This is a genomic window from Mesorhizobium sp. M0618, assembly GCF_040320765.1.
Lineage (GTDB): Bacteria > Pseudomonadota > Alphaproteobacteria > Rhizobiales > Rhizobiaceae > Mesorhizobium.
Window position 1 is genome coordinate 89599 of sequence record NZ_JAMYQH010000007.1, and the last position, 26766, is coordinate 116364.

The 26766-nt window shown below is 61.1% G+C and carries 30 protein-coding genes and 1 tRNA gene; 14 read left to right on the forward strand and 17 right to left on the reverse strand.

From position 1 onward, the window contains the following. Positions 1-188: 188 nt before the first annotated feature. Together NKJ04_RS10105 and NKJ04_RS10110 are read left to right on the forward strand one after the other, a co-directional pair. A complete protein-coding gene (locus NKJ04_RS10105) occupies positions 189-1301 on the forward strand; it encodes a GmrSD restriction endonuclease domain-containing protein (protein WP_023686201.1) in 1113 nt (370 codons plus the stop codon). Continuing rightward, a complete protein-coding gene (locus NKJ04_RS10110; RefSeq protein WP_352674671.1) occupies positions 1301-1765 on the forward strand; it encodes a HEPN domain-containing protein in 465 nt (154 codons plus the stop codon). The genes NKJ04_RS10105 and NKJ04_RS10110 overlap by 1 nt, the downstream gene beginning before the upstream one ends. A gap of 89 nt (positions 1766-1854) precedes the next feature. Here the strand turns inward: NKJ04_RS10110 and NKJ04_RS10115 are convergent, their stop codons facing one another. Then, positions 1855-2100, reverse strand: coding sequence for a helix-turn-helix domain-containing protein (locus NKJ04_RS10115; RefSeq protein WP_031252501.1), 246 nt, complete (start codon positions 2098-2100; stop codon positions 1855-1857). A gap of 119 nt (positions 2101-2219) precedes the next feature. Between NKJ04_RS10115 and NKJ04_RS10120 the strand changes: the two genes are divergently transcribed. The 4 genes from NKJ04_RS10120 (at position 2220) to NKJ04_RS10135 (ending at position 5752) form a co-directional block, all read left to right on the forward strand. Next, positions 2220-2855, forward strand: a complete 636-nt coding sequence (locus NKJ04_RS10120) for a hypothetical protein (protein WP_352674673.1) — start codon at positions 2220-2222, stop codon at positions 2853-2855. Between the two features lie 95 nt (positions 2856-2950). Continuing rightward, positions 2951-3478 carry a helix-turn-helix domain-containing protein gene (locus tag NKJ04_RS10125; RefSeq protein ID WP_084566687.1) on the forward strand — a complete coding sequence of 176 codons (528 nt, stop codon included), beginning with the start codon at positions 2951-2953 and terminating at the stop codon, positions 3476-3478. A 412-nt stretch (positions 3479-3890) separates the two neighbouring features. Further along, a complete protein-coding gene (locus NKJ04_RS10130) occupies positions 3891-4073 on the forward strand; it encodes a hypothetical protein (protein WP_156935953.1) in 183 nt (60 codons plus the stop codon). Further along, positions 4070-5752, forward strand: coding sequence for a recombinase family protein (locus NKJ04_RS10135; protein ID WP_352674806.1), 1683 nt, complete (start codon positions 4070-4072; stop codon positions 5750-5752). Before NKJ04_RS10130 ends, NKJ04_RS10135 begins: the two co-directional genes overlap by 4 nt. Here NKJ04_RS10135 and NKJ04_RS10140 read toward each other — a convergent pair. After that, positions 5709-5785 (reverse strand) — tRNA-Met (locus NKJ04_RS10140). The two genes, NKJ04_RS10135 and NKJ04_RS10140, sit on opposite strands and share 44 nt — an antisense overlap. 240 nt (positions 5786-6025) lie before the next feature. Between NKJ04_RS10140 and NKJ04_RS10145 the strand changes: the two genes are divergently transcribed. After that, positions 6026-6991 (forward strand): Gfo/Idh/MocA family protein, encoded by a 966-nt coding sequence (locus NKJ04_RS10145; protein WP_352610520.1) that lies wholly within the window; start codon positions 6026-6028, stop codon positions 6989-6991. A gap of 24 nt (positions 6992-7015) precedes the next feature. On the opposite strand, the gene mnmA is transcribed toward NKJ04_RS10145, so the two are convergent. Next, complete coding sequence (mnmA, locus tag NKJ04_RS10150; RefSeq protein WP_023809913.1) at positions 7016-8206, reverse strand: tRNA 2-thiouridine(34) synthase MnmA; 1191 nt, start codon at positions 8204-8206, stop codon at positions 7016-7018. A gap of 288 nt (positions 8207-8494) precedes the next feature. Here mnmA and sciP point away from each other — a divergent pair, with 288 nt between their 5' ends. Continuing rightward, the gene (gene sciP / locus NKJ04_RS10155) at positions 8495-8770 is read left to right on the forward strand and encodes a CtrA inhibitor SciP (protein WP_013529904.1); all 276 of its coding nucleotides are present in this window, start codon (positions 8495-8497) and stop codon (positions 8768-8770) included. A gap of 64 nt (positions 8771-8834) precedes the next feature. On the opposite strand, the gene NKJ04_RS10160 is transcribed toward sciP, so the two are convergent. Next, entirely contained in the window at positions 8835-9761 is a 927-nt protein-coding gene (locus NKJ04_RS10160; protein WP_023809912.1) for an NADP-dependent oxidoreductase, read from the reverse strand. Between the two features lie 90 nt (positions 9762-9851). Between NKJ04_RS10160 and NKJ04_RS10165 the strand changes: the two genes are divergently transcribed. After that, positions 9852-10250: a winged helix-turn-helix transcriptional regulator gene (locus NKJ04_RS10165; RefSeq protein WP_023809911.1), complete on the forward strand. Its 399-nt coding sequence runs from the start codon at positions 9852-9854 to the stop codon at positions 10248-10250. A gap of 86 nt (positions 10251-10336) precedes the next feature. Here the strand turns inward: NKJ04_RS10165 and NKJ04_RS10170 are convergent, their stop codons facing one another. After that, a complete protein-coding gene (locus tag NKJ04_RS10170; RefSeq protein WP_013529907.1) occupies positions 10337-10714 on the reverse strand; it encodes a flagellar export protein FliJ in 378 nt (125 codons plus the stop codon). 452 nt (positions 10715-11166) lie between these two features. On the opposite strand from NKJ04_RS10170, the gene ctrA reads away from it, so the two are divergent. After that, entirely contained in the window at positions 11167-11862 is a 696-nt protein-coding gene (gene ctrA / locus NKJ04_RS10175) for a response regulator transcription factor CtrA (protein ID WP_006203583.1), read from the forward strand. A gap of 104 nt (positions 11863-11966) precedes the next feature. Here ctrA and NKJ04_RS10180 read toward each other — a convergent pair whose 3' ends face one another. Continuing rightward, positions 11967-12371: a response regulator gene (locus tag NKJ04_RS10180; protein ID WP_352674675.1), complete on the reverse strand. Its 405-nt coding sequence runs from the start codon at positions 12369-12371 to the stop codon at positions 11967-11969. A 239-nt stretch (positions 12372-12610) separates the two neighbouring features. Then, positions 12611-13240, reverse strand: coding sequence for a histidine phosphotransferase ChpT (chpT, locus tag NKJ04_RS10185; protein ID WP_024504504.1), 630 nt, complete (start codon positions 13238-13240; stop codon positions 12611-12613). A gap of 346 nt (positions 13241-13586) precedes the next feature. Here chpT and NKJ04_RS10190 point away from each other — a divergent pair, with 346 nt between their 5' ends. Together NKJ04_RS10190 and NKJ04_RS10195 are read left to right on the forward strand one after the other, a co-directional pair. Then, positions 13587-14168 carry a DUF1134 domain-containing protein gene (locus NKJ04_RS10190; RefSeq protein WP_352674677.1) on the forward strand — a complete coding sequence of 194 codons (582 nt, stop codon included), beginning with the start codon at positions 13587-13589 and terminating at the stop codon, positions 14166-14168. A gap of 189 nt (positions 14169-14357) precedes the next feature. Next, entirely contained in the window at positions 14358-15494 is a 1137-nt protein-coding gene (locus NKJ04_RS10195; protein WP_352674679.1) for a coiled-coil domain-containing protein, read from the forward strand. A gap of 91 nt (positions 15495-15585) precedes the next feature. On the opposite strand, the gene NKJ04_RS10200 is transcribed toward NKJ04_RS10195, so the two are convergent. From NKJ04_RS10200 to NKJ04_RS10225, 6 genes are all read right to left on the reverse strand, one after another. Then, on the reverse strand, positions 15586-16401 hold the full coding sequence (locus NKJ04_RS10200; protein ID WP_352440338.1) for a TrmH family RNA methyltransferase: 816 nt from the start codon (positions 16399-16401) through the stop codon (positions 15586-15588). 164 nt (positions 16402-16565) lie between these two features. After that, positions 16566-16910 carry an ArsR/SmtB family transcription factor gene (locus tag NKJ04_RS10205; RefSeq protein WP_023809905.1) on the reverse strand — a complete coding sequence of 115 codons (345 nt, stop codon included), beginning with the start codon at positions 16908-16910 and terminating at the stop codon, positions 16566-16568. 152 nt (positions 16911-17062) lie between these two features. Next, a complete protein-coding gene (locus tag NKJ04_RS10210; protein WP_352553348.1) occupies positions 17063-17842 on the reverse strand; it encodes a HugZ family pyridoxamine 5'-phosphate oxidase in 780 nt (259 codons plus the stop codon). 31 nt (positions 17843-17873) lie between these two features. Further along, positions 17874-19049, reverse strand: a complete 1176-nt coding sequence (locus NKJ04_RS10215) for a CaiB/BaiF CoA transferase family protein (protein ID WP_352674683.1) — start codon at positions 19047-19049, stop codon at positions 17874-17876. A gap of 6 nt (positions 19050-19055) precedes the next feature. Further along, a complete protein-coding gene (locus tag NKJ04_RS10220; RefSeq protein WP_128303701.1) occupies positions 19056-19817 on the reverse strand; it encodes a 3-hydroxyacyl-CoA dehydrogenase in 762 nt (253 codons plus the stop codon). A gap of 61 nt (positions 19818-19878) precedes the next feature. Next, positions 19879-20415: a GNAT family N-acetyltransferase gene (locus NKJ04_RS10225; RefSeq protein WP_352674685.1), complete on the reverse strand. Its 537-nt coding sequence runs from the start codon at positions 20413-20415 to the stop codon at positions 19879-19881. 271 nt (positions 20416-20686) lie between these two features. Here NKJ04_RS10225 and NKJ04_RS10230 point away from each other — a divergent pair, with 271 nt between their 5' ends. Beyond that, a complete protein-coding gene (locus NKJ04_RS10230; RefSeq protein WP_352674686.1) occupies positions 20687-21679 on the forward strand; it encodes a glutathione S-transferase family protein in 993 nt (330 codons plus the stop codon). A gap of 1 nt (position 21680) precedes the next feature. Here NKJ04_RS10230 and NKJ04_RS10235 read toward each other — a convergent pair whose 3' ends face one another. Beyond that, a complete protein-coding gene (locus tag NKJ04_RS10235) occupies positions 21681-22175 on the reverse strand; it encodes an NUDIX domain-containing protein (protein ID WP_127290254.1) in 495 nt (164 codons plus the stop codon). 53 nt (positions 22176-22228) lie between these two features. Between NKJ04_RS10235 and NKJ04_RS10240 the strand changes: the two genes are divergently transcribed. Then, a complete protein-coding gene (locus NKJ04_RS10240; protein WP_128303702.1) occupies positions 22229-23158 on the forward strand; it encodes a metallophosphoesterase family protein in 930 nt (309 codons plus the stop codon). Here the strand turns inward: NKJ04_RS10240 and NKJ04_RS10245 are convergent. The 3 genes from NKJ04_RS10245 to NKJ04_RS10255 form a co-directional block, all read right to left on the reverse strand. Further along, on the reverse strand, positions 23142-23759 hold the full coding sequence (locus NKJ04_RS10245) for a hypothetical protein (protein ID WP_352674689.1): 618 nt from the start codon (positions 23757-23759) through the stop codon (positions 23142-23144). The genes NKJ04_RS10240 and NKJ04_RS10245 overlap by 17 nt on opposite strands. Before the next feature lie 114 nt (positions 23760-23873). Next, on the reverse strand, positions 23874-24677 hold the full coding sequence (locus NKJ04_RS10250; protein WP_352674808.1) for an alpha/beta fold hydrolase: 804 nt from the start codon (positions 24675-24677) through the stop codon (positions 23874-23876). Between the two features lie 197 nt (positions 24678-24874). Continuing rightward, the gene (locus NKJ04_RS10255; protein WP_352674690.1) at positions 24875-26650 is read right to left on the reverse strand and encodes a tetratricopeptide repeat protein; all 1776 of its coding nucleotides are present in this window, start codon (positions 26648-26650) and stop codon (positions 24875-24877) included. Between the last annotated feature and the right edge of the window lie 116 nt (positions 26651-26766).

Consider the following 26766-nt stretch of genomic DNA (forward strand, 5'->3'; position numbering starts at 1 on the left):
GAGACTCGCAACTCGTCAGGTTTCGCTAAACAGCGGAGTTGTGGACTGATTAGTCTGGCTACTGTCCGATGCCATTATCGCGAAGGGTTCGCGATAATCGACAATACCTTAGCAAATTCTAGGTTCTCCTTGCGGCGAGGGACGGGGTGTGGTGTGTTGAATCTAAACATTCTTTTGAGGAATAATTTGTGAGCATCGGCACGCTAAATGACATCCGAGACGATGACGTTCGAAAGGACGAGTATGATCTGGCGCTGGAAGAAGGCATCGATGACGAAACGCTTCGCGATGATCCGGGGGCAACCAAATTCAGCATCTCAAGCTACGGAGCCGACTACACAGTAGATAGCCTCGTAAAGCGGATGCGCGGGGGAGCGTTTCGCATTCCAGAATTCCAACGCCAGTTCGTCTGGACCCCAAAACACGCCTCGAAGTTCATCGAATCCCTGCTTATGGGCTTACCGGTTCCTGGTGTCTTTCTCTACAAAGAGGCTGATACGAACGAGCATCTGGTGATCGACGGACAGCAGCGCCTTCGAACACTCGAAGCGTTTTATGACGGCGTCCTCCGCGGCAAAGAATTCAAGCTCCAAGGCGTTCGCGAGCCTTGGGTTAATCAAACCTATAAGACGCTTGACCCCGCCGACATTCTAAAGCTCGATGACTCGATCGTCCATGCCACGATTTTTAAGCAAGACAAGCCGGAAGACGTACTAGACAGTATCTACTTTGTATTCGAGCGCATCAACACGGGCGGAATCCGCCTGTCGCCGCAGGAAATCCGCAATTGCATAAGCCTCGGGCCGTTCATCGAGCGGGTGCACCAATTGAATACATTCCCTCCATGGCGTGGGGTATTCGCCAGCCAGAACAACCGCGCGAAGGACGAAGAGCTGATTGTGCGTTTCTTCGCGATGTATCGTGACGGGGACAAATACACCAGGCCGATGAATGGCTTCCTGAACAAGTTTTCTGCGGCCATGAATAAGGTCGGCAAGGACGAGCTAGACCGGCTGTCGAAGGTTTTCCAGACTACGATCAGTAAAGTTAACACGGCGATAGGCGCACGTGCATTCCGCATCATCCGCTCGCTGAACGCTGCCGCCTTTGATTCAGTAATGGTTGGGTTAGCGAAACGCCTCGATACCGGCCCGGCCCCCACTGACAACGATGTTGGCGCAGCATACGATAAGCTGATCGCGGACGATGAGTTCAAACAAGCTTGCGAGCGAGCAACTGCCGACGAGGAGAACGTGCGTAAGCGCTTGGCGCTCGCCACCGCCGCTTTCGCAGGCATCTAGTGCAGCATTCGATCGAGAGCCGTCAACGGAAGCTCGATACCTTCTTTGGGCGCGCCAACGCCGTGAAGGACGACGAGCTCAAGTCAGATATGGCGCGTTACGGCATTGTGCTGGTGTGCGGCTATGTCGAGCGGTGCGTCGAGGTCATCATTCTCGATAGGCTGACCACGCGAGCACAGCCACAAGTGCTGCAATTTATTAAGACGCATTTTAAGAAGGGAACGAACTATGACTGCGAAGCAATCTGCCAACTACTGATCCGCTTCGACCAAGGCTGGTCTAACGCTTTTCGAACGACGATCGAAGCGAACGAGCAATGGGAAGCTTCGCTCACCTCGGCTTACGCTATCCGCAACTCAATCGCCCATGGAGGGGAAGGAAACAAAGGCTTGCCGGGTGTCGAGGCGTTCTATTCCGACTGCAAGAGTATCGTCGCCGCCCTCATTGAGGCTACAAAGAAGTAGAACGAAACTCAAACGTGACTCGCTCGCGATCGAGTAGCGAGCGATCTTTTAGGGCCACGCCAGCAGGGCGGCGTCCGCAGCCGCCTTGTCTAAGTGTTAGCGGTACCGCGCGACAAGCGCACACCAGGGCCACCGCCATTCTCTGGAATGAATTCTATTCCGGCTGCTTCGAGCGATAGCTTCAGCGCTTGCAGGATTGATTCAGATGCTGGTTTCGAACCACGTTCGAACTGCACGATCGTCCTCAAACTTACCTTGGATAGATCCGCCAGTTCCTGTTGAGAAATGTCGAGAAGCCCACGGGCCGCGCGAACTTGGGCCGCACTTACCTTCATTGTTCAAATGCCCTGTTGCACAAAAAGTGCAAATATGCTTGTTTTAGGTAGCGGCCGTTGAAAGTGGTTCCTCCGCTTCCAACAGTCTAACCACGCCCACGCTTTGCGGAGCTCGGATCATGGCTGATTCCGACAATAACACGACTTTGCCTTTCGTCACCCGCAGGAAGGTGCTTGCGGGAACAGCAACCGCAATGGCGGCGACGCAGTCTACATCGTTTGCTCGCATCGACTTGGACGCCATTGATCCTGCGGTGGCGGTGTGGAAACGATGGCAGGCGGCTTGGGAAGAGGCTGAACGGCTTTGCAATCAGCAGCAGCGGCTGGAGAGGGTACTTATCGAGACCGTTGGCTTCCCTTGCACGACAGTTACCTTGTCCGACGGCGAGAGCGTTACAGTTCACTCCGTTGAGGCCCTCCAGGAATTGCTCGGTGTTCGTGCCGCTAACACAGTGGCCCGCACCCAAGCTGAAGCTGAAATCGTAGCCAATCAGGCGCGCTGGGATGCCGCCGCTAGGGAGATTGGTTATTCGACAGCCTTACTTGCTGAGCGCGAAGCTGGCGAGCGGGCGAAGGAATTACTCGAAGCCTTATCCCAAGTTCCTGCAACGTCGCTCGCCGGTATAGCCGCCAAGCTAAATGCAGCGCTTAGGGAAGGGGAGTATTCGCTACATGACAGTGAGCCCCCGTGGCCACAAATCCGCTCGGCCTTAGACGACATAGCTCGGATTAGAGAGCAGAAAGTCTCAAGCTGAACTTCGCCACTAAGGTACCGGAATCGCGATCATTCGTCGGTTTGGTGATTTTCGCGGGGCTTACCGAGACAAACTCTCTACACATGGAGCGACCGATGCAGTTCCGAAAGGCATTTGCGGAGTCAGGACGTCGCAGCGTCTTCGACGCACCGGCAAACCATGGAATCGAGAGTGGCCCGCACCCTGCTGATCAACATGTCGGCAGGCAGATCGCTGCGGTTCGCGTGCAGTCGGACGTCTCGCAGGCACAGCTTGCCCGATCCATCGGTATCAGCTTCCAGCAGCTCCAGAAATATGAGAACGCGAGAAACCGCGTGAGCGCTTCCATGCTCTACGAGATCGCTAGTTCACTAGGTGTTCCGGTGGGTCGCTTCTTCGAAGGCCTGCCGGGCAATGAGACCGATCGTGATCCTCCTCCGCTGCCGGTCGACGAACGCATCAATTTTATTGCCAGCGCGGAAGGTCGACGCTTGATTGAAAGGCTTGTGCATCTCCATCCGCGAGTGCGAGGTCGGGTGTCGTCTTTAATCGCAGCATTAGGAGAGGAACTGGCAGCCATCGACCCAAAGCAGGAGAGCGCAAGGTCCAGCGAACCCATGCTGGTCGAATGCAGGCCGGCTTGACCGGCAGTTATGGCAAAGCTCAACGAGTTCCCTTCGACGGCTGGAATGGCGAAGTTCGCGCTGTCGCTTCGATCCGCACCGCCAAGGAGGGATGGTCGAGCGAGTGTTTCCCGAAGAGACCTCGACAACGGCTACATCGCCGCAGGCACGGAGAAAGTGGCCCTGTCGTTGCCTATGGCGATGATGGGAGTGTTGCATGAAAAAGCTTCGAACGCATCCCAAGTTCCTGCCATAGGCTTCCCAGCAGCACGGGTGCAGCCCGTGCGATCTAGATTCGCCAGTTCGGCGACTATCCGATTTCCGCGCCGAAGGGTCCTAATTGCACGATCGAAGGGGTGTGCCCCTTTTATCGCCGGTCGTGTTAGTGATGCTCGGCTTCGTGAAGTCGGCACGACACAGACGCGATGGTGGATTGCTGCGCGAAACCGCCCCAGCGGTAACGCCGGAGGAGCTTCGCACAGCGATGCTTAAGTTTGTCGAAGCACTCGCCATCGCCGATGCTAGAGGCGATCATCTCAAATCCGTCGGCGCTTTGGCTGGCCGAAATGCTGCCATGGATGCAGATCGCTGCGAGAAGAAGGCTTCCGACACATGAGGCGGGCCGCTGTCTACGCACGCTTTTCGACCGAGCTGCAGAACGAAAAATCCACAGAAGACCAGATCGCGCTGTGCCGTGCTTACGCAGCGCGCAACGGTCTGGCTATCGTTTCAGTCTACGAGGACAAGGCGCGCTCCGGCTCATCTATATTGGGTCGCGACGCGCTGATGCGCCTGATGGAAGCTGCGGGCCAGAACGCGTTCGACATCGTCGTCGTCGAGGCGCTCGATCGCCTATCGCGCGACATGGCGGATCTCGCAGGTCTTCACAAACGTCTCTCTTTTCTCGACATTGAAATCCAGGCTGTTCATGACGGTATCGCCGATGCGGTGCTCATTGGTATTCGTGGACTCGTCGGTCAGATGCAGAGGGAGGATGGCGCAAAGAAAGTCCGTAGGGGTATGGCTGGAGTCGTCCGTGATGGACGTCATGCCGGAGGCCGGGCCTATGGCTATCGGCCGGTCTTGGGCCATCCTGGCGAACTCGAGATCGTCCAGGAGGAGGCAGACGTTATCCGGCGTATTTTTGCCGCCTATTCGGCCGGTCGCGCACCACGTGACCTAGCCGGTGACCTCAACCGGGATGGGATAGCGCCACCGCGGGGGATACGGTGGAACGGTTCCACGATCAACGGAAATGCACAGCGCGGCGTAGGTCTGCTCTTCAACGAGCTTTATGTCGGTCGGATCGTCTGGAACAAGGTCCGGATGGTGAAGAATCCCGATACAGGCAAGCGCGTCTCCAGGCCGAATCCAAAGGACCAATGGCAGACGAAAGAAGTTGCGCATTTGCGCATCATCGAAGACGAAATCTGGGAGAAGGCGCAAGCTCGCAAAGCAGCGCGGGTTAACGCAATCTCTCATATCACGCGTCGGCCGGCTCACCTGTTGTCCGGTCTGCTCCGCTGCGGCGTTTGCGGTTCGGGTCTGTCGGTTCACGACCGTGATAAGACAGGTAAGACTCGCGTCCGGTGCTCGGCAGTTCGTGAAAGCGGGAGCTGCTCCAACCGGCGCATCATCTATCTACCCGAGATCGAGAAGGCGGTCCTCGATGGCATGCGCGACCAACTGAAAGCCCCCGACCTCATCGAGGCATACATCCGCAGATACAACCAAGAGCGCCGAGAATTGTCCGCACAGGCGAATGCGATGCGCACAGCGCTGCAAGGCAAGCGCGATCGGATAGAAGGCGAACGGCAGCGCACGATCGATCTTGTGATCAGGAGCGTCATTGCTGAAGAGGATGCCAAGCAGCGTATTGCAGAACTCAAGACGCAGCTTTCCGAGGTAGAGGCACAGCTCTCCGGTCTCGATGAGCCGCTGTCACCCGTAGCTCTCCACCCTGCGACCTTGCAGCGTTACATCGAAACCGTCGACGGCCTTTCAAAGGCGTTGGCCGACCACGCAACTGCTGCTGACGACCGTGGCCCGCTGATCCAAAACCTTCGAGGACTTGTTCATAGCGTCACCGTGCACCCCAAGCGGGCACGTGAGGGCTTCGAAATCGAGGTCAAGGGCAAGCTTGCCGCCCTTATAGGCGGGGCCGCATTTCCCAATGCACGGTATACTGAAAAGCCCACCGGACAGGGCAGCCGCTTCAACGCTGCCGTTACGTACGATAGTGGGTTGGAAGTGGTAGCGGGAGAGGGACTTGAACCCCCGACCCCAGGATTATGATTCCCGTGCTCTAACCAACTGAGCTACCCCGCCAGGGCGGCGAAAGACCCGAAATCCGCCTCAAATCGAAAGGCATGTCGGGGGCGTTCGCCAAGGTCGCGCGGATATAAGGTTGGGAGGGTGAGCCTGTCAAGCTTCGAAGCAACCGGCTTGCCGGCTTATCGTCATTATCGAAAAGCTTTGCCGTGCGGACATTTGGTTGCCGCCGCCGGGGTTGAGTTCGAAGGGGCACGTCGCTATGTCTCGGCCAAGAGTTTTTAGAGTTTGAAACAGATGAAGCCGCGCATAGCAGTCCTCGGTTGCGGATACTGGGGCAGCAACCACATCCGCACTCTCAAGGCGCTCGGCGCGCTGCACGCGGTCTCCGATACCAACCGGGCTCGGGCAGAAGGCTTCGCCAGCGAGCAGGACTGCCTGGCGATCGAGCCGGACCAGTTGTTCGTGCGTGACGATATCGACGCCATCGTCATGGCGCTGCCGCCGCAATTCCATGCCGACCTTGCGGTACGCGCCGTCGAGAACGGCAAGGACGTGCTGGTGGAAAAGCCGATCGCGCTGACGGTTGCCGATGCCGAGCGCGCGGTGCGGGCGGCCAAGGACAATGGCCGCGTCTTCATGGTCGGCCATGTCCTGCGGTTCCACCCCGCCTTCGAGACGCTGAAAGGGCTGATCGACAAGGGCGAACTCGGCGAAGTGCGCTACATCCACTCGCACCGGCTCGGCCTCGGCAAATTCCACACCGAGAACGATGCGCTGTGGGACCTGGCCCCGCACGATCTGTCGATGATCCTGGCGATCACCGGCACCGAGCCGATCGAGGTGCGCGGCGAGGGCGCCGCTCTGCTCGACAGTCTCAGCGATTTCGCCCATCTGCACATGCGCTTTCCCAACGGCCTGCGCAGCCATCTCTTCACCTCGCGGCTCAACCCCTATCGCGAGCGGCGGCTGACCGTGGTCGGCACCAAGGCGATGGCGGTGTTCGACGACGTCGAGCCATGGGAACGCAAGCTAGCCGTCTACCGCCACGCGGTGTGGCAGGACAGCGGCCAATGGGCCTTCACCACCAATGAGCCGTCCTATGTCGCGGTTGCCCAGGGCATGCCGCTGACACGCGAGCTGGAGCATTTTATCCAGTGCATCGAGACGCGTGCCGAACCGCGTACCAGCGGCGAGGAAGCGATCAGGGTGCTGCGCATCCTGACCGCCGGCACGGTCACCCACACCAAGTCGAATTCCTGAAGCGCGGATTATTCGGCGGGAACCTTATTCGGCAGGTATCTGGGCCGGCCTGGCGGCAAGCCGGGTCAGCATCGCCTCGGCCTCGGCGCCACGCTCCGAACGCTCGATGAAGCCGCCGCCGAACACGCGAGCTTCGTTGCCGTCATCGGAGTAGAGCACGCAGGCCTGGCCCGGCGCGATGCCGGACTCGCCGTCGATCAGTTCCACCCATGTGGCACCGGCACGATGATGCAGCACGGCCGGGCGCGGCGGCCGCGTCGAGCGGACCTTGGCGAACAGCTCCAGGCCGCCAGCAGGGACGTCTGTGAGCGGTCCGTCGCCCAGCCAGTTCATATTGCGCAGATAGATCTTGTGCGTCTCCAGCGCCTCGCGCGGGCCAACCACGACGCGAGCGCGGTCGGCATCGAGGTGGACGACGTAAAGCGGCTCGCCGGAAGCGATGCCGATGCCACGGCGCTGGCCGATCGTGTAGCGCAGGATGCCCTCATGGCGGCCGAGCACGCGGCCGTCGATGTGGACGATGTCGCCCGGATTGGCGGCGGTTGGCTTCAGCTTGGCGATGATGTCGGAATACTTGCCCTGCGGCACGAAGCAGATGTCCTGACTGTCCTGCTTGGCGGCAACCGCCAGCCCCATCTCCTCGGCAATGGCTCGAACCTGAGGCTTCGGCAGGCCGCCAAGGGGAAAGCGCAGATAATCGATCTGTGCCTGCGTGGTGGCGAACAGGAAATAACTCTGGTCACGGTCGGCGTCGACCGGCCTGTAGAGCGCGCGGTGGGCGCCGTTGGCGCCGGAACGGATGTAGTGGCCGGTGGCCAGCGCGTCGGCGCCGAGCTCCTTGGCGGTGGCCAGGAGGTCGGCGAACTTCACCGTCTGATTGCAGGAAACGCACGGGATCGGCGTCTCGCCGGCGACGTAGCTCTCGGCGAAGGGATCGATAACCGCCTTGCGGAAGCGTTCCTCGTAGTCGAGCACATAATGGGGGATGCCGAGCGTCTCGGAGACACGGCGGGCATCGTCGATGTCCTGCCCGGCGCAGCATGAGCCGGCGCGGTGCGTCGCCGCGCCGTGGTCGTAGAGCTGCAAGGTGACGCCGACGACGTCGTAGCCCTCACGTTTCAGCAGGCCGGCGACGACAGAGGAATCGACACCGCCCGACATGGCGACGACGATGCGGGTGTTTTCGGGACGTCCGGGAAGATCGAGACTGTTCATGATGCTTTCGTTCTGCACGGCGCCTCAATGCCAATGTCGAGAATATAGGTCAAGCTTTACCGGCGCGCCAGCGTGCAGGGCGATTCACCGGTTGCGTCCGATCTCCGCCAGGGGATGCATTTTCCCCGGCAAATCAGGGTTTGCGGGCAGATGTTTCAAATGCCGGCGAAAAGACTAACGCGGCGTTCATGATCCTTACCTAGTCATTAGGGTCTGCTTAGGCAATTTTTAAAGCTGTGGCGGTAACGTGGCGGGGATTGGGTCTTTGAGTTTTTTGTAGAGAGTACGATGACCGATCTGGTTAGACCGAGAGTCAAATATGTTATCGGGCCTGACGGCAGCCCTCTTACGATTGCCGATCTGCCGCCGACCAATACACGTCGCTGGGTTATCCGGCGTAAGGCGGAAGTGGTTGCGGCCGTGCGCGGCGGGCTTTTGAGCCTGGACGAGGCATGCCAACGCTACAAGCTCACCACCGAGGAATTCCTGTCCTGGCAGGCGTCGATCGACGAATATGGCCTTGCCGGGCTGCGCACCACACGCATCCAGCAATACCGGCACTGACCATTGCGAATTTAGACGAAGGGCGCGGCTAACCCCGCGCCCTTCTGTTTTTCACCGCTCCCGCTCAGAGCGATAGCACAACCTTGCCGATCGGCTTGGTGGCGAGGAAGGCGTGAGCGGCTCCCGCATGGTCCAGCGGGAAGCTCTTCGCCACATGGACGGCAAGCTTGTTGGCATCGATCAACCGAGCCAGTTCCAGCAGGCCCTCACTGTCGGGCACGACGGACATACGCTCGACCCGAATGTCTCGCGCGCCGGCCTGGGCCCTTGTGTTGTCGCTGACATCGAGCAATGACACCAGCACGCCGCCACGCTTGAGCACCTTCAGCGAGCGTTGGGCGTGGTCGCCGCCCATTGGATCCAGCACCAGATCGATGTCGCGGATCTGATCGGTGAAATCGCCCTTGGTGTAGTCGATGACTTCGTCGGCGCCCAGTTTGCGGACGAAATCGAGCTTGCCCGGGCTGGCCGTGGCGACGACGTAGGCGCTGCGCGCCTTGGCGATCTGCACCGCCAGATGACCGACGCCGCCGGCTCCCGCATGCACCAATACGCGCCGATCCGATTTCAGTCGGCCGTGACGAACAAGCCCTTGCCAGGCGGTGAGGCCGGCCAGCGGCAAGGCGCCCGTCTGGAGGTGGTCCGCGCCCTTCGGCTTCAGTGCGATTTGATCGGCAGGCACGGCAGCCAGCTCGGCATAGGCCGCCGCCTGCTTGGGGAAGCGCGGCATGCCGAACACCTCGTCGCCGATCTTGAAGCCGGTGACGCCGGGGCCGAGTGCTTCGACAGTTCCCGAGATGTCCCAACCCAGGATGAAGGGCGGCTCGCCGAGCAAGGGGTAGTAGCCGGCACGGACGGCGCCGTCGACCGGATTGATGCCTGCGGCCTTGACGCGAACCAGCACTTCGCCGGCCTCTGGCGTGGGATCCGGCTGATCGGCGATGACAAGGACGTCGGGTCCGCCGACGGATTTCTGGATAACGGCACGCATTGAGATGTCTCCTGCTCGGTTGATGCCACTATCATTTGGATAGTAATAGTCTCTTGTCCAGTATGTACCTTCCTGATATATACGCACCCCATGGATAGTGAAGATGATTGCGGTTTCGGCTATGATGCGTTCCGGCGGACGTGTCCTTCGCACACCGTGCTGGAGATGCTGGCCAGCAAATGGGTCTATCTGGTGGTTTGCGCGCTGCGCAAAGGCCGGCTGCGCAATGGCGAGCTCGCCCGCAAGCTCGAAGGCATCACGCCGAAGATGCTGACGCAGACGCTGCGGGTGCTCGAGCGCGACGGCCTGGTGCGGCGCGAGATCTTCCCGGTCATTCCGCCGCGCGTCGAATATGAATTGACCGAGCTCGGCCAGAACCTGGCGGGACTGCTTACCCAGATCAGGTCATGGGCGGAGCAGCATGCGCCGGATATCAAGGATGCCCGTGCAAGGGCAATTGCCGAGAGTGAAGGGGATTGGGCCGCGTAGGGCGGATTCATTTTTCCCGCCGGAGCCGCAAGCCGCGACAATGCGCCAGCCTGATGGCGGGCGTTGGCGCGGCAAACCGCCAGGTCTTAGCCGATCATGGCGCTGCGGCCACCGACTTCCGCTTCGCGGATCTTCGTGTCGCGCGATTCCAGCATTTCCGCCTTGGAAAGCTCCGCTTCAGCTTCGCCGAGTAATGATTCGGCGGCGCTTCGCTGCTGGGCGAGGTCGCTTTGGGAATTCCTGAGGTTGTCGCGGCGCAGGCGAGCCGCCTTGGCGAAGGTCGGATAGGCGAAATGGTTGATGTCGGTGATGCCGGCCTTCTTTTCCTCGGCGGTGATCTGAAGCTCCAGTTCGACGGCCATGCGTTCGAACTCGGCGATCATCATGTCGAGCTGCAGCAGCTGCCGCCGCTTCTCATTCACCTGAAACTGTTTCAGCCGAACGAGGTTTTCACGTGACTTCATGATTCGGTACTCCCGGAAACGCACACCCGCATCTATCGTCCAAACCACCTGGAAACGCCCAGGCCGCACCCGTGTCCACCGCCTTTCCCCTAACTATGGGAAACAAAACCCTAAAGTTTTTTGCCGACGGTAACCATTCGTTTACGGGCATTGTTAATCATACGGGTCAGGACTTAAGGCCGGGTAAAAATTCCGGCCACCGATGCGGAAGCGACGTCGATGAGTCCCTGGAGTCGCTTAGTCCAGGTTGTTAATGTGTTGCATTAGGAATTTGGTTCTGAGATTCGTTATTAGATTCAAGAGGGTGTAGAAAGAGGTTAAAAAATCTGGTACCGTCATGGACGGGAAATTAGGATTTGTTAACCATTCAATGGCAGCCTCTGCACAAGGCAACCACTGCTCCGGGTCCGGACGGGTCGTGAAATGGTCCGGCAGCAGAAAAGGGGAATGAAATGCGTGTTCTGCTGATAGAAGATGACAGTGCAACCGCACAAAGCATCGAACTGATGCTGAAATCGGAAAGTTTCAACGTCTACACGACCGATCTCGGTGAAGAGGGCGTCGATCTAGGCAAGCTCTACGACTACGATATCATTCTTCTCGATCTCAACCTGCCTGACATGTCGGGCTACGAGGTCTTGAGAACGCTTCGCCTTTCCAAGGTCAAAACACCTATTCTCATCCTCTCCGGCATGGCCGGCATCGAGGACAAGGTGCGCGGCCTCGGCTTCGGTGCAGACGACTACATGACCAAGCCGTTCCACAAGGATGAGCTGGTTGCCCGCATTCATGCCATCGTGCGGCGCTCCAAGGGCCACGCCCAGTCGGTCATCACCACCGGCGACCTGGTGGTCAACCTCGATGCGAAGACAGTCGAAGTCGGCGGCCAGCGCGTGCACCTGACCGGCAAGGAATACCAGATGCTGGAGTTGCTTTCGCTGCGCAAAGGCACCACGCTGACCAAGGAAATGTTCCTCAACCACCTCTATGGCGGCATGGACGAGCCTGAGCTGAAAATCATCGACGTCTTCATCTGCAAGCTCCGCAAAAAACTCGACGCGGCATCGGGCGGTCAGAACTACATTGAAACGGTCTGGGGGCGCGGCTATGTGCTGCGCGAACCGGAAGACATTCGCGTCAGCGCCTGAGCGACGAATCGTTCAAATCTTTTCAATAAAAAACCCGGCTTCGGCCGGGTTTTTGCATGATGGGCTGGTAACAGTCTGTTTTCGGGCTTCCGAGCAGAAAACCGTCACGCACTTTTTCTGGAATTGCTCAAGGATGCCGAATCAGGTGCGCTCTTCAAGGTGCGAAAGCGCTCGAGCAGCTGCGGGCGGTTGAATGGCTTCAAGAGATAGCCCTGGGCGCCGGCGCGCTTGGCCCGCATGATCGAAGCAATATCGAGCTCGACCAGGGAAATCAGGATCTGCGGCCTTATCGGGCTCTCCATGGCGCGGACGCGACGGATGAGCTCGACCGCCGGTACGTCGGGCAAGGCGCCATCGACGACGATGATGTCGGGCATGTCGGCGGCGCACATCTCCAGCGCGTCAAGTCCGCTGGCGGCCTCGATGACAATCATTTCGGAGCCGCCCAGGATGCGTTTTGCAACCTTCCTGATGACGCTTGAATCGTCGACGAACATGCAGCGTTTCATTTCCGGGTCCTCTTTGCCTTCTGGCAGTCCGGTAGCGTCGGGGGCATCCAGGGCGGACCATAGGCCAATCTGGTAAAGAAGCCGAAAAGGCGTTAGGTAAAATTTTTACAAAGATAGGCAGGTGCCTGCTTTTATTCGCGAATGCTTTGGCACTGACTGGACGACCAGATGCATCTCAAGTCGATGAGCTGGAATTACAGATTTCAATGTAGAAATACTTCGCTTTATCGGCTGCGCAATCAGGCCGCAGAAAGCACGATTTCTTCCGGCGTCGCGTGGATCGATATCGTCATGCCGGCTTCGCGCGCCAGAAGCAGCGTGTAGTAGGGCTGCACGGAATGCGCGTCGATCGGTTCCTCCGGCTTGTGGCCGGAATGCAGTTCGAGGAACTTCGGCGGCACACGCAGCATCGGGCCAGCCGACGCAAGCGCGAAACGCGGTTCGGTCTCAAGATTTTCCAGCGTCACGGAAAGCTTGCCGCCGCGCGGAATGGCGGCATTGGCGACGAGGATCAGGTTGAGCAGCAGCTTGACCTTGTTCTTGGGCAACAACGCGCGGGGCCCGTTCCAGGTCAGTTCCGGCTTTTCGTTCTTGAGGAAGGCGATGGCGACCGCTTCGGCATCGCCGGTATCGATCAACATGCCGGCCGAGCCGGCGGCACCGAAGGCGATGCGGGCGAACTGCAGGCGGGCCGAAGCGTTGCGGGCGCTCTGGCGGATCAGCTTCATGGCGTCCTCGTCGGCGCCGCCTTCATCAAGCAATTCGAGCCCGTTGTTGATCGCGCCGACCGGCGAGATGATATCGTGGCAGACCCGACTGCACAAAAGCGCTGCCAGATCGGGTGCGGAAAGGGTGAACAGATCGGCCATCGGCGAAAAATCCCTGCAAAATCTCACAACTCATGGCCGGGCGATCGATCGTCGCCTGCCACACGAATCACGCACTCTCTCCTCGGGCTTTCTGAATACACAGCGCCCGTGCGTGCAGCAACAAATCCAAATTGTGGTTGTGGCAAATGGCGTGTTCACGCAGGCTGCCGACCCCACTTGAGCGACCCCAAACAGCCTTCGAACCGCCATGTTCATGTGTGAGCTTAATGGTTGAAAAAGGATTACGGCATAGTTTGCCCCTAACAGTTACCCTTAACGGCCGGCTAAAAGAGCCGTACGGGGTGCGAGGCGTCGGCGAAGGTGCTCCCTGACGGAGATTGGAAGCATGTTTTCCCGATACTACGACCGGAGCCTTCTCCGTGTCTTCTCAATGGCGGTCACGCTCCTGGGCGTTCTCGTCTTCTCGACTTCAGCCCTGCGGGCCCAGGAATACACCGCTCAGGAGATTGTCGATTCCGGTCACAAATTTTTTGGCGCGACATCGGGCGGGCTCGCCACGGTGATCGAGAAGATTTTTGCCTCCTACGGCCTGCCCAACGGCTATCTGCTGGGCGAAGAGGGCTCGGGTGCGCTGATCGGTGGCCTGACCTATGGCGAAGGCACGCTCTACACCAAGAATGCCGGCGACCACAAAGTGTTCTGGCAAGGCCCGTCGCTCGGCTGGGATTTCGGCGGCGAGGGTTCGCGGGTGATGATGCTGGTCTACAATCTCGACGATGTGGGCAGCCTCTACAACCGCTATGGCGGCGTTGCCGGTTCGGCCTATGTGGTGGCGGGCGTCGGCTTCAACGTGCTGAAGAACAACAATGTGCTCCTGGTGCCGATCCGCACGGGCGTCGGTGCCCGGCTTGGCGTCAATCTCGGCTATCTGAAGCTTACCGAGCGGGCCACGTGGAACCCGTTCTAAGCTGAAGTCCTTGGCTGTTGTTGCCCAAAACCGGGACCGCTTTTGGGTCGACATGCATTAAACTCGTGGCGTTGCGGCAAACCCTTGCCGCAACGCTGGATTTCCGCCATGTCAACGTGGCACAGTCAAGCGCTCTATGCGCTTTTGGTTTATCTGGTTTGATGCTTACCGGCCACAACGGGTAGTCACTTGGTCCAGTCGGTCCTGTTCTTCGTCCTCGGCTTTCTCTGCGCTGGCTTTCTGGCGCTCATGGTGGCTCCGGCCATATGGCGTCGTGCGGTCGCGCTTACACGCAGACGCGTCGAATCCTCGATCCCTCTGACGCAAACCGAGATCCAGGCGGACAAGGATCGCATCCGCGCCGAATACGCTATGACGACGCGCCGCCTGGAAATCGGCGTCAAGGCGTTGCGAGAGAAGGCGGCCGAACAACTCGTCGAGATCAATCGCGGTCGCGAGGCCATAAAGGGCCTGGCGGTCGAGCGGACGGACAAGAACCAGGCGCTGACCGAGCTGGGCGCGAAGAACGAAGCGCTGCGTCAACGAGAGGGCGAGTTGCAGCAGCTTTCGGAGCGGCTGAAGGAAACCGAGCGCAAGCTGGAAAAGCGCGCAGTTGAGCTGGAAAAGCTGGAGCGCATGTATGACGACGCCAGTTTTTCCTCGAGCAGCCGGCAGATCGAGCTCGTGGCGCGAGAGTCCGAAATGCAGAAGCTCGCCAGTGACATTGCGATGCTGCGCGGCCAGCGCAAGGAAGCCGACAGGCGCGGCCAGGAAATCGTGGCTGAAAGCAAGGCCGCGCGGGAGGCCCTAAAAGCCGAGAAGAAAAGGACCGCCGAGCTCGACAAGAAGGTCGAGCGGCTGCTGGCCACACTTGCCGATCGCGAAGACAAACTCGACCGCCGCGAAAAGGAACTGGCACGCATGCGCGAAAGATCGAAATCCGAAGACAGCGCGCCAGCCTTGCGGCTGGTCGGCAAGGGCGGCGATGTCGCGGGGAGCGATGATTTCGACAAGGCAATCGCCAAGCTCGACAGCGACCGTGAGCAGCTCGAGGCGAGGCTGGCGGCGCTGGCGCGAGAGAACAAGCGGCTGAAGGCGGATCTCACCGCACTGGCAGTGTCCAAGGCCACGGACAGCAGCTCCGCCTTGCGCGAGCAGATGAACGAACTGGCGGCGGAGGTCGTCCATCTGACGGCGAAGCTCGAGGGGCCTGGTTCGCCGATCGCCAAGGCATTGGCGGTACCGTCGGACGCCCGCTCCGGCAACGGTGACCGCAGTCTTGCCGACCGCGTGCGCGCGCTGCAGAAGGCTGACGCGACAAGCTGAATCAGGCTTCTTTAGAGTATTTCACCGTTTCACGGAAACGGCGAAATGCCCTAACTCTTTGCTTTGACGCAATTCTGGACGGAAAACCGCTTCACACTTTCCCTAGAATTGCTCTAGCCGAAAAATGATGCAGCGCGATGGCTGAAGCCGCGGCGACATTCAGGCTGTCAAAGCCTTCCGCCATGGTGATCCGCACGTTGCGCAGGCTTGTGAGCAGGTTGTCCGGCAAGCCTTCGCCCTCGGTGCCGAGATAGAGCGCCAGGCGCTCGCTACGCTGCGCATCGCGGATGTCGGTCCTCCCGCGGGGCGACAGCGCGAATTGTTCGAAACCACGCCGGGCGAGCATCGTTGTGAAGCGGGCGGTGTCGGAGAACGATGCGAAGGGGATCTTGAGGGCGGCGCCGACCGAAACGCGGATCGCCTTGCGATAGAGCGGATCGCAGCATGTCGCATCCAGCAGAACCGCGTCGGCGCCAAAGGCGGCGGCATTGCGGAAGATCGAGCCCATATTGTCATGGTTGGCGATGCCGACGAGCACTACGACGAGCGCCCGAGGCGGCAAGCCATCGAGCAGGTCTTCGGCCGGCTGCGGCTCTCCCTTGCGGCCAATGGCCAGGATGCCGCGGTGCATATGAAATCCGGCGATAGCGTCCATCACCGCGCTGGTGGCGACATAGACCGGGAGGTCGGCGGGCGCCTTGCTCAGGATGTTGTCGAGACCTGCCAGCCGGTTTTCCAGGACCAGGATCGATTCGGCGGCAAAGCGCCCGGTCGAGAGCAGCAGGTCGAGCACCACCTTGCCTTCGGCGACGAAGCGGCCTTGCCGGCCGGCGAGGTCACGCTCGCGAATGTCGAGATAGGCAGCGACGCGCGGATCTTGCGGGTCGTCGATGCGAATGGGATCCATGCATTCCTCGCGACCGTCGCATCGGCCCGAAAATCCGGACCGCTTCCCGGCGCTCATCTTGTTTGGAAAGCACGATGCGACAATTCGGGACAATCAGCCAGCTTTGTGCGCCCCGGATGGGCGCATGTCGCTCTGAAATCACCGGCGAGATCGGCGGTATGTGGTCAGGTTCCAGCACGGCGCAAACGGTGCGCCATCTGGGACAGGTCATCCTTGCCGCTGCCGAAAATGCCGTCCAGCATGACAAGCAGTTCTCGCACGGCGTCGGATTTGCAGGAGTAGTAGATCATCTGCCGGTCGCGGCGGGTCTCGACCAGGTCGAGCGCCCGCAACTTGGCGAGGTGCTGGGACAGGGCGGATTGGCTGAGCATCACCTTCTCAGCAATGGCTCCAACCGACATTTCGCCTTCGGCGAGATAGCTCATGATCAACAGTCGCTTCTCATTGCCCATCAGCATGAGAAACTCTGCCGCCGATTCGGCGTTCACGATTAGCTTTGTCGAGACCATCGATCCCCCATGCTTCCTGTTCATCCCGACGCCATGGGGGCAATGGCGTCTGATTCCATAAATTCACTTGTCGATCGGCGCTGGCGATTCAGCGTCACCAAAAGGTAGAGCATTTCACTTAAATCTCAAGTGTTGCTTTTGATCCAGCATAATTAAGTCTCAGTCCCGGCGTCGGCCATGGCTCGGCCGGCCTTGGCCATATCGACCAGAACGTGCCGCAATTCGCCTGCCGCCGCCAAAGGGTGTGGGTAAAAGACCCGGCAAACATCGTCGCCCGACACCAGGTCCATGCCATCGGCATCGAATCCGGCAACACGCCAGCCGTTTCCGGATGCTTTGGCGAAATGCTGTGCGTAAACGGCGATTGCGTCGAGATGGTCGGCGTTCATGTGGTCGATGGCGGATTGTTCGCGCGCCGCGAGTTCCTCGACGACCGGTCCGCTGGCGAGCAAATCCGATCGATCGAGCTGATAGGCCTTGCCGAAGCCGCCGTTGAGGCTGGCGCGTTGCGGATCGAGGCGAAAGATCGAAAAGTCGCCGAGACCGGCGTAAAGATTCGCCCTGGGATTGTGATTGAGATAACGGCGCTCGGTGCGGGCGTGTTCGGCTGATCCGCGCTCAAGCCGTGCCGCCTGGCAGATCAATGTCAGGCGCGGGTGCGCCAGCGGGTCGCCCTTGCCTGGTTCGCCGAGCAACAGGGAACAGCGCGGATCGGCAAGCAGCGCGCCGGTGTGCGCCGAAAGCATCGAAACCAGGATCAGCGGCGCACCGTCGATGTCGGTGGCCACGCCGACCCTGCTGGCCAGCGGCGAGCCGGTTTGCGGTTCGATCACCGCCAGGGCGCCAAAGCGGGCGCTGCGCAGAAGCGTCTTCGCCAGCCGGATCGCTTCGGCGTCCGTCTCGCGGATCACATCCTTTTTCGGCTCGTCCAAGGCAGCACCACAGTAAGTTGATCTTTCTTCTCTAGTTATCGGTCAGCAAGCCGGATTTGACAAGGTCGTCGATCTCGGCTTTCGCAAAGCCGAAACGTGCCAGAATTGCCGATGGCGACAAATCCTCATTGCCTGGCATAGTAGCCAATGTCGGTTGCGAGCTCGAGAAACGCGGCGCGGGGGCCGGGCGCTCAAATGCACCTGTCGTCACAGAGGCGTTGCGTGCCCGATTGTGCGGGTGGTGCTTCGCCTCTTGCAGCGACAGGACGGGGGCCACGCAGGCATCGGTTTGCGCAAACAGCAGGTCCCAGTTGTCGCGCGCTTTCTGCCGGACCCGTTCGGCAATGGCGGCGCGCATCGGCGGCCACAGGGCCTTGTCGTACTGGCCGGACGCAAAGCGCTCGTCGAGCGGCAGCAGCTTGGCGAATTCGGCGAAGAATTGCGGCTCGAGGCAGCCAATGGCGATGTGCCCGCCATCCGCCGTCTCATAGGTGTCGTAGAACGGGGCGCCGGAATCGAGCAGGTTCGCGCCGCGCTTGTCGCTCCACAAGCCGGCCGCCGTCAAGGCGTGCAGGGGCACCGCCAGCATCGAGGCGCCGTCGACCATCGCTGCGTCGATGACGTCACCCTTGCCCGTGCGCGAACGTTGGAACAGGGCGGCCAGCACGCCGGCAATCAGCATCATGGCGCCACCGCCATAGTCGGCGACAAGGTTGAGCGGCGGGACGGGACGGCCGTCGGCATGGCCGATGGCGTGCAGCACGCCGCTATAGGCGAGGTAGGTGATGTCGTGGCCGGCGCGGCCGGCGAGCGGACCGTCCTGGCCGAAGCCGGTCATACGGCCGTAGATCAGCGCCGGATTACGCGCCTGCACCGCTTCCGGGCCGAGGCCGAGCCGTTCCATGACACCCGGGCGAAAGCCTTCGAGCAACATGTCCGCCTTTTCGGCAAGGCGCAACAACAGATCGGTGCCTTCACGGCGCTTCAGGTCGAGGCGCAGGACGGCGCGGCCATGGCGGTTGATGTTGTACTCATCCGGCAGCGACAGGAACTGGCTCGTCCCCGCCCGTTCGATGCGCAACACTTCGGCGCCCATCTCCGACAGCATCAGGCCGGCCAGCGGCACCGGGCCGAGCCCGGCCATCTCGATCACCTTCAGCCCGGCCAGCGGCCCGGTTTTAGCGGCAGCGGACAGGCCGGCGCTCATGACCTTCTATTTCGGCGCCATGCGAATGGCGCCGTCGAGGCGAATGGTCTCGCCATTCAGCATCTGGTTCTCGACGATGTGCAGGGCGAGAGCGGCATATTCGGATGGTTCGCCCAGGCGCGACGGGAATGGCACGGCGGCGCCCAGCGAATCCTGCACCTCTTGCGGCATGCCGGCCATCATAGGCGTCTTGAAGATGCCGGGTGCGATGGTGCAGACGCGGATGCCGGAACGGGCAAGATCGCGCGCCACCGGCAGCGTCATGCCGACGACGCCGCCCTTGGAAGCCGCATAGGCGGCCTGACCGATCTGGCCATCATAAGCGGCAACCGAAGCGGTGTTGACGATGACGCCGCGCTCGCCGCCCTGCAGCGGCTCGAGCTTCGACGCGCGCTCGGCAACGAGGCGGATCATGTTGAACGTGCCGATCAGATTGACCTCGATCACCTTGCGATACTGATCAAGGGGGTGGGGACCATCCTTGCCGATCGTCTTCACGCCGATGGCGATGCCGGCGCAGTTGACCAGGATCCGTGGCTGGCCAAGCTTGGCCGTAACGTCGGCGAGGGCAGCGGTCCCGCTGTCGGCGCTGCTGACGTCGCACTGGACGGCTATACCGCCGATCTCGGCCGCGACCTTGGCCGCGCGATCGATACCGACATCGAAGATGGCGACGCGGGCGCCCTTGGCCGCCAGCGCGCGCGCCGTTGCCTCGCCAAGGCCGGAGCCGCCGCCGGTGACGATCGCGATCTGGCCGTTCGGGTTCATGGCGTCATCCTTTGATCTCGGGAACAGTGGGATGGATCAGGCGCCAGATCGAAGGGAAAGGTCAAGCCATCGCGGCGGTAGGATCGGCCACCCTGGCCTGATCGGCGTGGCCGACCTCGCCCAAGAGCCTGGCTACCGCGCCCGGCGCGATCTCGTGCGACAGCAGCCGGTCGAGATCGACGGGGCGCGGCATCGAAATCTGGCCGCGCGGAATCCGCTTGAAACCGAGCGGCCCGTAATAGGGCTCGTCACCGACCAGCATGACGGCAGGTGCGCCGGCCCGGGCGGCGGCCTCCAGCGCGATCGCCACCAACCGGCGGCCGATGCCGAGATTCTTGAAGGCCGGCCGTACCGCGAGCGGCCCGAGCATCAATGCGCGGCCGGCACCGGCGGCGATGCGGGTCATGCGCACCGAGGCGACGACAATGTCGCCGTCGACGGCGACAAAGGACAGCGAGCGTTCGTGCCCTCCGGCTTCGCGGATCTTGTAGGCGGCCAGCACAAAGCGGCCCGGCCCGAAGGCTTCGTCGTTGATGGCTTCGATCTGGAGGTCATGCGCCGGGGTTTCCGGCAGGTATTTCACGTCGGCAAGGCTCATGGTCTTTGCGTTCCGGTAAGGAGGAAGGTTGCTGCAAACGGCAGCATTCGCCAGTCAGCGCTTCATCAAGCGCGGGCGCCCTTTCGTCGTCGGTCAAACCGGATCAAAGCAAAGTCGAACATGCGGATTGTCCGCTAGCATCAATTTTCGGCCGCTGCAATCGGCCGTTTTTGTCCGTCGTTTCGGCCAAGTGACGGTCTGTTCAGCACCTGACGCCTTCGACAGGCCAACCTTGCGCCTAAATAGGCAAAAAGGACGCAAGGAGATTTGCATGGGATTGCTGGTCGACGGCAGGTGGCAGGATCGCTGGTATGATACGGCGGATAACGGTGGCAGGTTCGTACGGGCGCAGTCACAATGGCGCGATTGGATCACCGTTGACGGGGCGCCTGCCGAAGGCCGGACGCGCGGTTTCAAGGCCGAGCCCGGCCGCTATCACCTCTATGTCTCGCTTGCCTGTCCGTGGGCCCACCGGACGTTGATCTTTCGCGCGCTGAAGAAGCTGGAAGGCGTCATATCGGTGTCGGTGGTGCATCATTTCATGGGCGCCAACGGCTGGACGTTTTTGGCTGAGGATGGCGCCACGGGCGACACGCTTTACGGCCTCGACTTCCTGCACCAGATCTATGCCAAGGCCGATCCCGCCTATTCGGGCCGGGTGACGGTGCCGGTGCTGTGGGACAAAAAGGAACAAACCATCGTCTCCAATGAGTCTTCCGAAATCATCCGCATGCTGAATTCAGCCTTCGACGAATGGGGCGACGCCAGCCTCGATTTCTATCCGAAGGCGTTGCGCGGCGAGATCGATCGGATCAATGCGCTGGTCTATCCCGCGGTCAACAACGGCGTCTATCGCGCCGGCTTCGCCACCACGCAACGTGCCTATGAAGAGGCGTTCGGTGAATTGTTCACAGCGCTGGATACGCTGGAGGAGCGGCTGTCGAAGCAGCGCTATCTCGTCGGCGATCGTATCACCGAAGCCGACTGGCGGCTGTTCACCACGCTGGTGCGCTTCGATCCGGTCTATGTCGGCCATTTCAAATGCAATCTGCGCCGTATCGCCGACTACCCGAACCTGTCCAACTATCTGCGCGATCTCTATCAGGTGCCTGATGTGGCCGGGACGGTGAACATGCATCATATCAAGGCGCATTATTACGGCAGCCACCAGACAATCAATCCGACGCGGATCGTGCCTGTCGGACCGGATCTGGATTATGCCGCACGGCATGACCGGGCGCGCTTCGAGAAAGCGGCAGCCTGATCTACCAGTAGGGCGAGGGCTGCTCGCCGTCAAAAACCTCGGCGATCCGGCGCAGCGTCGCCGGCGTCGTGCCCTCGGGCAAGCCGTCGAGCGGGAAGAAGCCGGCTTCGGCGATTTCGTGGTCCGGCAGCTTCGGCGCCGTCTGGCTGAAATGCTCAAGCAAATAAAAGCCGACATGGTCGCGGCGGCTGGAGCGGCGGTTGAAATGCATCGATTTGAGCACCGGCGGGGCGGTGAGAGCGATGTTGCCTTCCTCGGCCAGTTCACGGGCCAGTGCCTCGTTCATCGTCTCGCCGACTTCGACGCCGCCGCCGGGAAGCTGCCAGCCCGGTACATAGGTATGGCGAATAAGGAAGACGGACCTGGACGCCCTGTCGTGGATCAAGCCGCGCACGCCAAGCGTCATCGGCCTCCGCAGCACGAAATAGAGATGGAACAGCCTGGCCCTCAAACCTGGCCAGCCGGTCTGGCGGAAGGCATCTTCAGGGCTCGTCATTGATAGCGAAACCGTGGGTGGAAAGCCGCGCGCGGGTCGCCTATGAAGGTTGTATGTTCAGGCTCGCGCATATTTCCGATGTCCATCTGGGGCCGCTCCCCGATGTATCCTATCGCGATCTCGCCTCCAAGCGCGTGCTCGGCTATGTCAACTGGCAGCGCAACCGCCGCCGCCATATGCATGATGCGGTCATTGACACGATCGTCGCCGACATCAAGGCGAACACGCCTGACCACCTCGCCGTCACCGGCGACCTGGTCAATCTGGCACTTGACGGCGAGATCGAGATGGCCAGGCACTGGTTGGAGACGCTGGGGCCGGCGCATGATGTTTCGGTCGTTCCGGGCAACCACGACGCCTATGTGCCAGGCGCCTTCGACAAGGTCTGCCGATCCTGGGCGGCGTGGATGAGCGGCGACGGCGTCAACACGCCGGTCGATCGTAACGCATTTCCCTATCTGCGCGTGCGCGGCAACGTCGCGCTGATCGGTGTCTCGACGGCGCGCGCCACGGCACCCTTCATGGCCAATGGTTTCTTCATGGAAGGCCAGGCGAAGCGGCTCGGCAAAATCCTCGGGGATACCGCCGGACAGGGGCTGTTCCGCGCCATCATGATCCATCATCCGCCGGTGCGCGGCGCGGTCCCGCAGCACAAGCGGCTGTTCGGCATTGCCCGCTTCAACAAGATCATTCGCCGCCACGGCGCCGACCTTGTCCTGCACGGCCATTCACATCTGCCGTCGCTGTTCTTCATCGGCGATCGCGGCGTCAGGATCCCAGCGGTCGGCGTCGCCGCCGCCGGCCAGGCGCCGGGCGGCAAGAACCCGGCGGCGCAGTACAATCTGTTCGACATTGACGGCGAGACGGGCAATTGGCGGATCCGGCTGACGCGGCGCGGCCTGACCGGGCCGTCCATGCCGCCATCCGATCTGCAGACGCTGGAACTCGGTGCCGTGACTGGCGCCGCTATGGCCGCAAGCTGACTACCATGGCGACGATGCGGTCCCAGAATAGGACGATGGACACGAGAAGACCGACCAGGGCACCGGCAGCCACAAGGCCAAGCCCGGACAGAAAGGCCGACCAGCGTTTGCCGCGCGCCGTCGCGCGCAGCGGCGGTTCGGCTTCCGGCACATAGGCACGTTTCATGCCGGCGACGGCCGGTTCGACGCCGCCTTCCAGCATCCTCTGACGCTCGACAATGCGCTCGGCGACATAGCGTGTCACGGAATCGGCAACCGGCTTCATCTCGGTGGATTCGGCAAGCACCACCCGGCCGATACTGGTGTCCTTGAGGAAGCGATAGGTCCGGCGGTCGCGCCCCATGGCGACATGGCTGATGGCGTCGATCCACAGGCGCGGCTGCAAGCCGGACGAGACGACAAAGTCGAAATTGTCCATGTCGGCCGGAACATCGGCAAAAACCGGCGCCAACTCGGCGGCAAGCAGATCGAGACGCATGCGATGCGCTTCGCGCATGTCGACGACGACGTCGTCGCGGTCGGCGAAGGCATTTTTCACATCACGGATGGCATCGGACAGTTTCCTCGACTGGTCGATGGTCTTCTCGCCTGCTTCCTTCATCGGCGTCTGCCTCGTGGGTTTGGTTAACACCGGGTTAACACAGCCGCCGGCAAAATGCACTGGCGAGATCGACGGCCCCGGGGTGCCTAGGAAGGTTGTCGTGCGCGAAAAAGGTCAGCTGGCTGCTGCGGCGAATTTCTGGCGATGTGGCCTGGCGCGACGATTGGTGTTGCGGCGAATGATCTCGGCAACAAGGCCGGGGGCTTCCTCAGCCAGCATATGGCCGGCCCCCAGCACGTGGTGCACGTGAAAATGCGCCGGCAGGTCATCCGCCTGGGTAAAGGGCAGCACCGCATCGTTGGTTCCCCATGCCACCATCACTGGCATGTTCAGTCCATCGAGGCGATCGTGCGGGATGACGCCTTGCCGACCGTCCACGGTCATGGCGGCTGCGATCTCGACCAGCTTTTCGAGTTGGCCGGGTCGCCTGCGCATTTCCCAAAGGGTGTCCACCATATGTTCGAGTGGCGGGGCTGAAGGTCCCGACATGACGGCGAGGCAGGAGCGGATCTCGGACCGATCCGAGGCTTCGGCATAGCGGCGCAATAGCGGTCCATTGATTTCGGGGCCAAGGCCGCCCGGCGCCAGAAGCGTCAGCGAGGCTATCTTTTCAGGCTCGGCCAGCGCCATCAGCGCCGCCACGGCACCGCCCATCGAGTGGCCCACGAGATGAACGCGCTTCAGGCGACGCTCAGAGAGATCGGCGAGCACGGCCTTGGCCGCCACCCTGGCCGGACCGGCGGCGGGAAAATTGAGCGACATCCCATACCCAGGCAGATCATAGGCCAGCGTATGCGTGGAAGGCGTCAGGGCGGAAATCACCTCGCGCCATACATCATGGCAGCCGCCGAAACCGTGCAGCAGGACGATGGCCTTCGAGCCAACACCCTCTTCGGCGGCAAAAAGTGATGCGGTCATGAAAGCTGATTTTTTTGTTATTGCAGAATGCGCGACACCAATGATGGCTGAATTGCTCCTAGTCCAACGTGATGACCAGTAAAATTTTCGCGATTTGTACGGTTGTGTACAGAACTTGGCCACCAATCGGCAATCGGCGATCGGAGCGCAGGATTTCATCGGGACGCGGCGCAGCCAGTGCGCGGACGTCGATGGTGTCAGCTTGGGCTGCCGAGCCCGGCAGCGCGGAGTGCCTGGACCAGCCGGTCGGTCAGGTCGGCCGGATATTTCCGCTCGACGAAAGTCGCCCGCGGATCGGCGGCAAATTTGGGGAACTCGGTGGTCAGCTGTTTCAGCAGCGTGCTCACCAGGTGGTCCTGTCCGGCTGCCTTGGCGCCGACCAGCCGTGCCGCCAGATAGTGTGATTTCGTTGCCGTCGTTCTCAGTGCCATGCTGGCCGCGACCGCCTTGTTCATGTCGCCGAGCATGAACTCACCGACGAACAGCCCGTAGTCCCACCATGTCGGGTGCCCGCTGAAGGTCTCCGCCGCATGATCGAGGATCGGCGTTCCCTCGGCATATCGTCCGGCGAAGATCAGCCCGTAGCCGTAAGCGGCGGCCATGCCGAGGTCGTAGGGGTTGAGTTCATAGGCCTTGCGCATCCAGCGGATCGCTTCGTCCGTATTGCCGAGGCGCGAACTGACATAGCCGTAGGAGCGATGCGCATAAGGGCTGGTCGGACCCATCTGCACGCCGCGATGGGCAAACTCGACGGCTGTCTCAATCGTCGCATTGGGCGGATAGGCGTAATGGTCGGACACCGCCTCGAGATGCAGGGAAGCAAGTTCCGAATAGACGAGCGAGGACTTGGTTCCACCATTGGCCAGCTTCTCGAGGCAACGGTAGGCTGCCTCATGGGTCCTGGCGTTCTGGTCGAGATAATATTTGCCGTTGAGCAGCAGACATTGCGTCAGGCCGTTTGGCGTGCCGGTCTGCTCAATATAGTTGTAGATGGTGCCGGAGGCGGGGAGTGCCGAGCTCAGCATGTCGGCGATACGGTCTTCGACCGCGGCAGGTGCGCTGTCGGCGGGGGTGAGATTGCGCGATAGAAGCACTCGTCCGGACGCCATGCTTTGCAGTTCGATCGTGATGTCGCCCGCGTCCGGTCCGGGCAGGACGTCGAATATGAAGCTCGCAGCGTCGTCGGCCGGATCGCCGACGGTGTCGCGGCCGATGAAGTCGATGGTATCGAAGCCACTCAGGCCGGCGCGCAGCGATGCGGCGACACGGCTGGCGTCGGGGCCGTCGGCCTTGAGTCCGATATAGACTTGCGGAAGGGCATCAGCCCTTGCCGATGCCGTGACGCTTGCGGTTGCGCCAGCGATCTCCGGCGTTGCCGAGATGTCGCCGCCTGCCAGCAAGGCAGTGCTGCCCTGGCGAAGGATCAGTACGCCCAGCATGGCGATGACCAGGGCGATCGCCATCCAGAAAAAGCGGAGATGGCGCGCCACCGAGGGGGCAGGCGAAGACGGTACGGAAGCCAGAGACATCGCGTCCAGCATGCCCGTGCCGGCTTCGTTGGACCGATCGGCGGATACGGCGCCGTCCAGCCTGAGTTCGGGAACAGCCTCGGCAAGACCCGGCAGGCGGATCGCGTTCAATTCATAGGCAGGAACATAGCCGCCGCGCGGAATGGCGATGCGGACCGGCTCGGCAATTCCCTCATTGGCAAAATAATGCTGCAGAAGCTCGCGCAGCCTGCCTGCCTGCACACGCACCACGGCATCGGTGGACGGATCGAAGTCGCCGTCCTTGCCGAAAACATCCATGGCAATGGAAAAGCCCTTGAGCCTGTCGGCTTCGCCGGCCTGTTCACGTTCGACAAGATAACGCAGCAGCTTGCGCGCACGTTCGGATCGGCCGAACGTTTGGCTGGCAAGCAGTCGCTCCAGTGTCTCGCGCACTGCGGGGGCGGCAGGCGTGGCATGCTGCAAGTGTCGATCCTCTCGAAGTCGGCACAGGTTGAGGCGCGATCATATAGGTCCCGCACCACCACACAAGTATACACCCCGTTATGCGATCACGTACCCACCGGATAATTCCGCGGTGG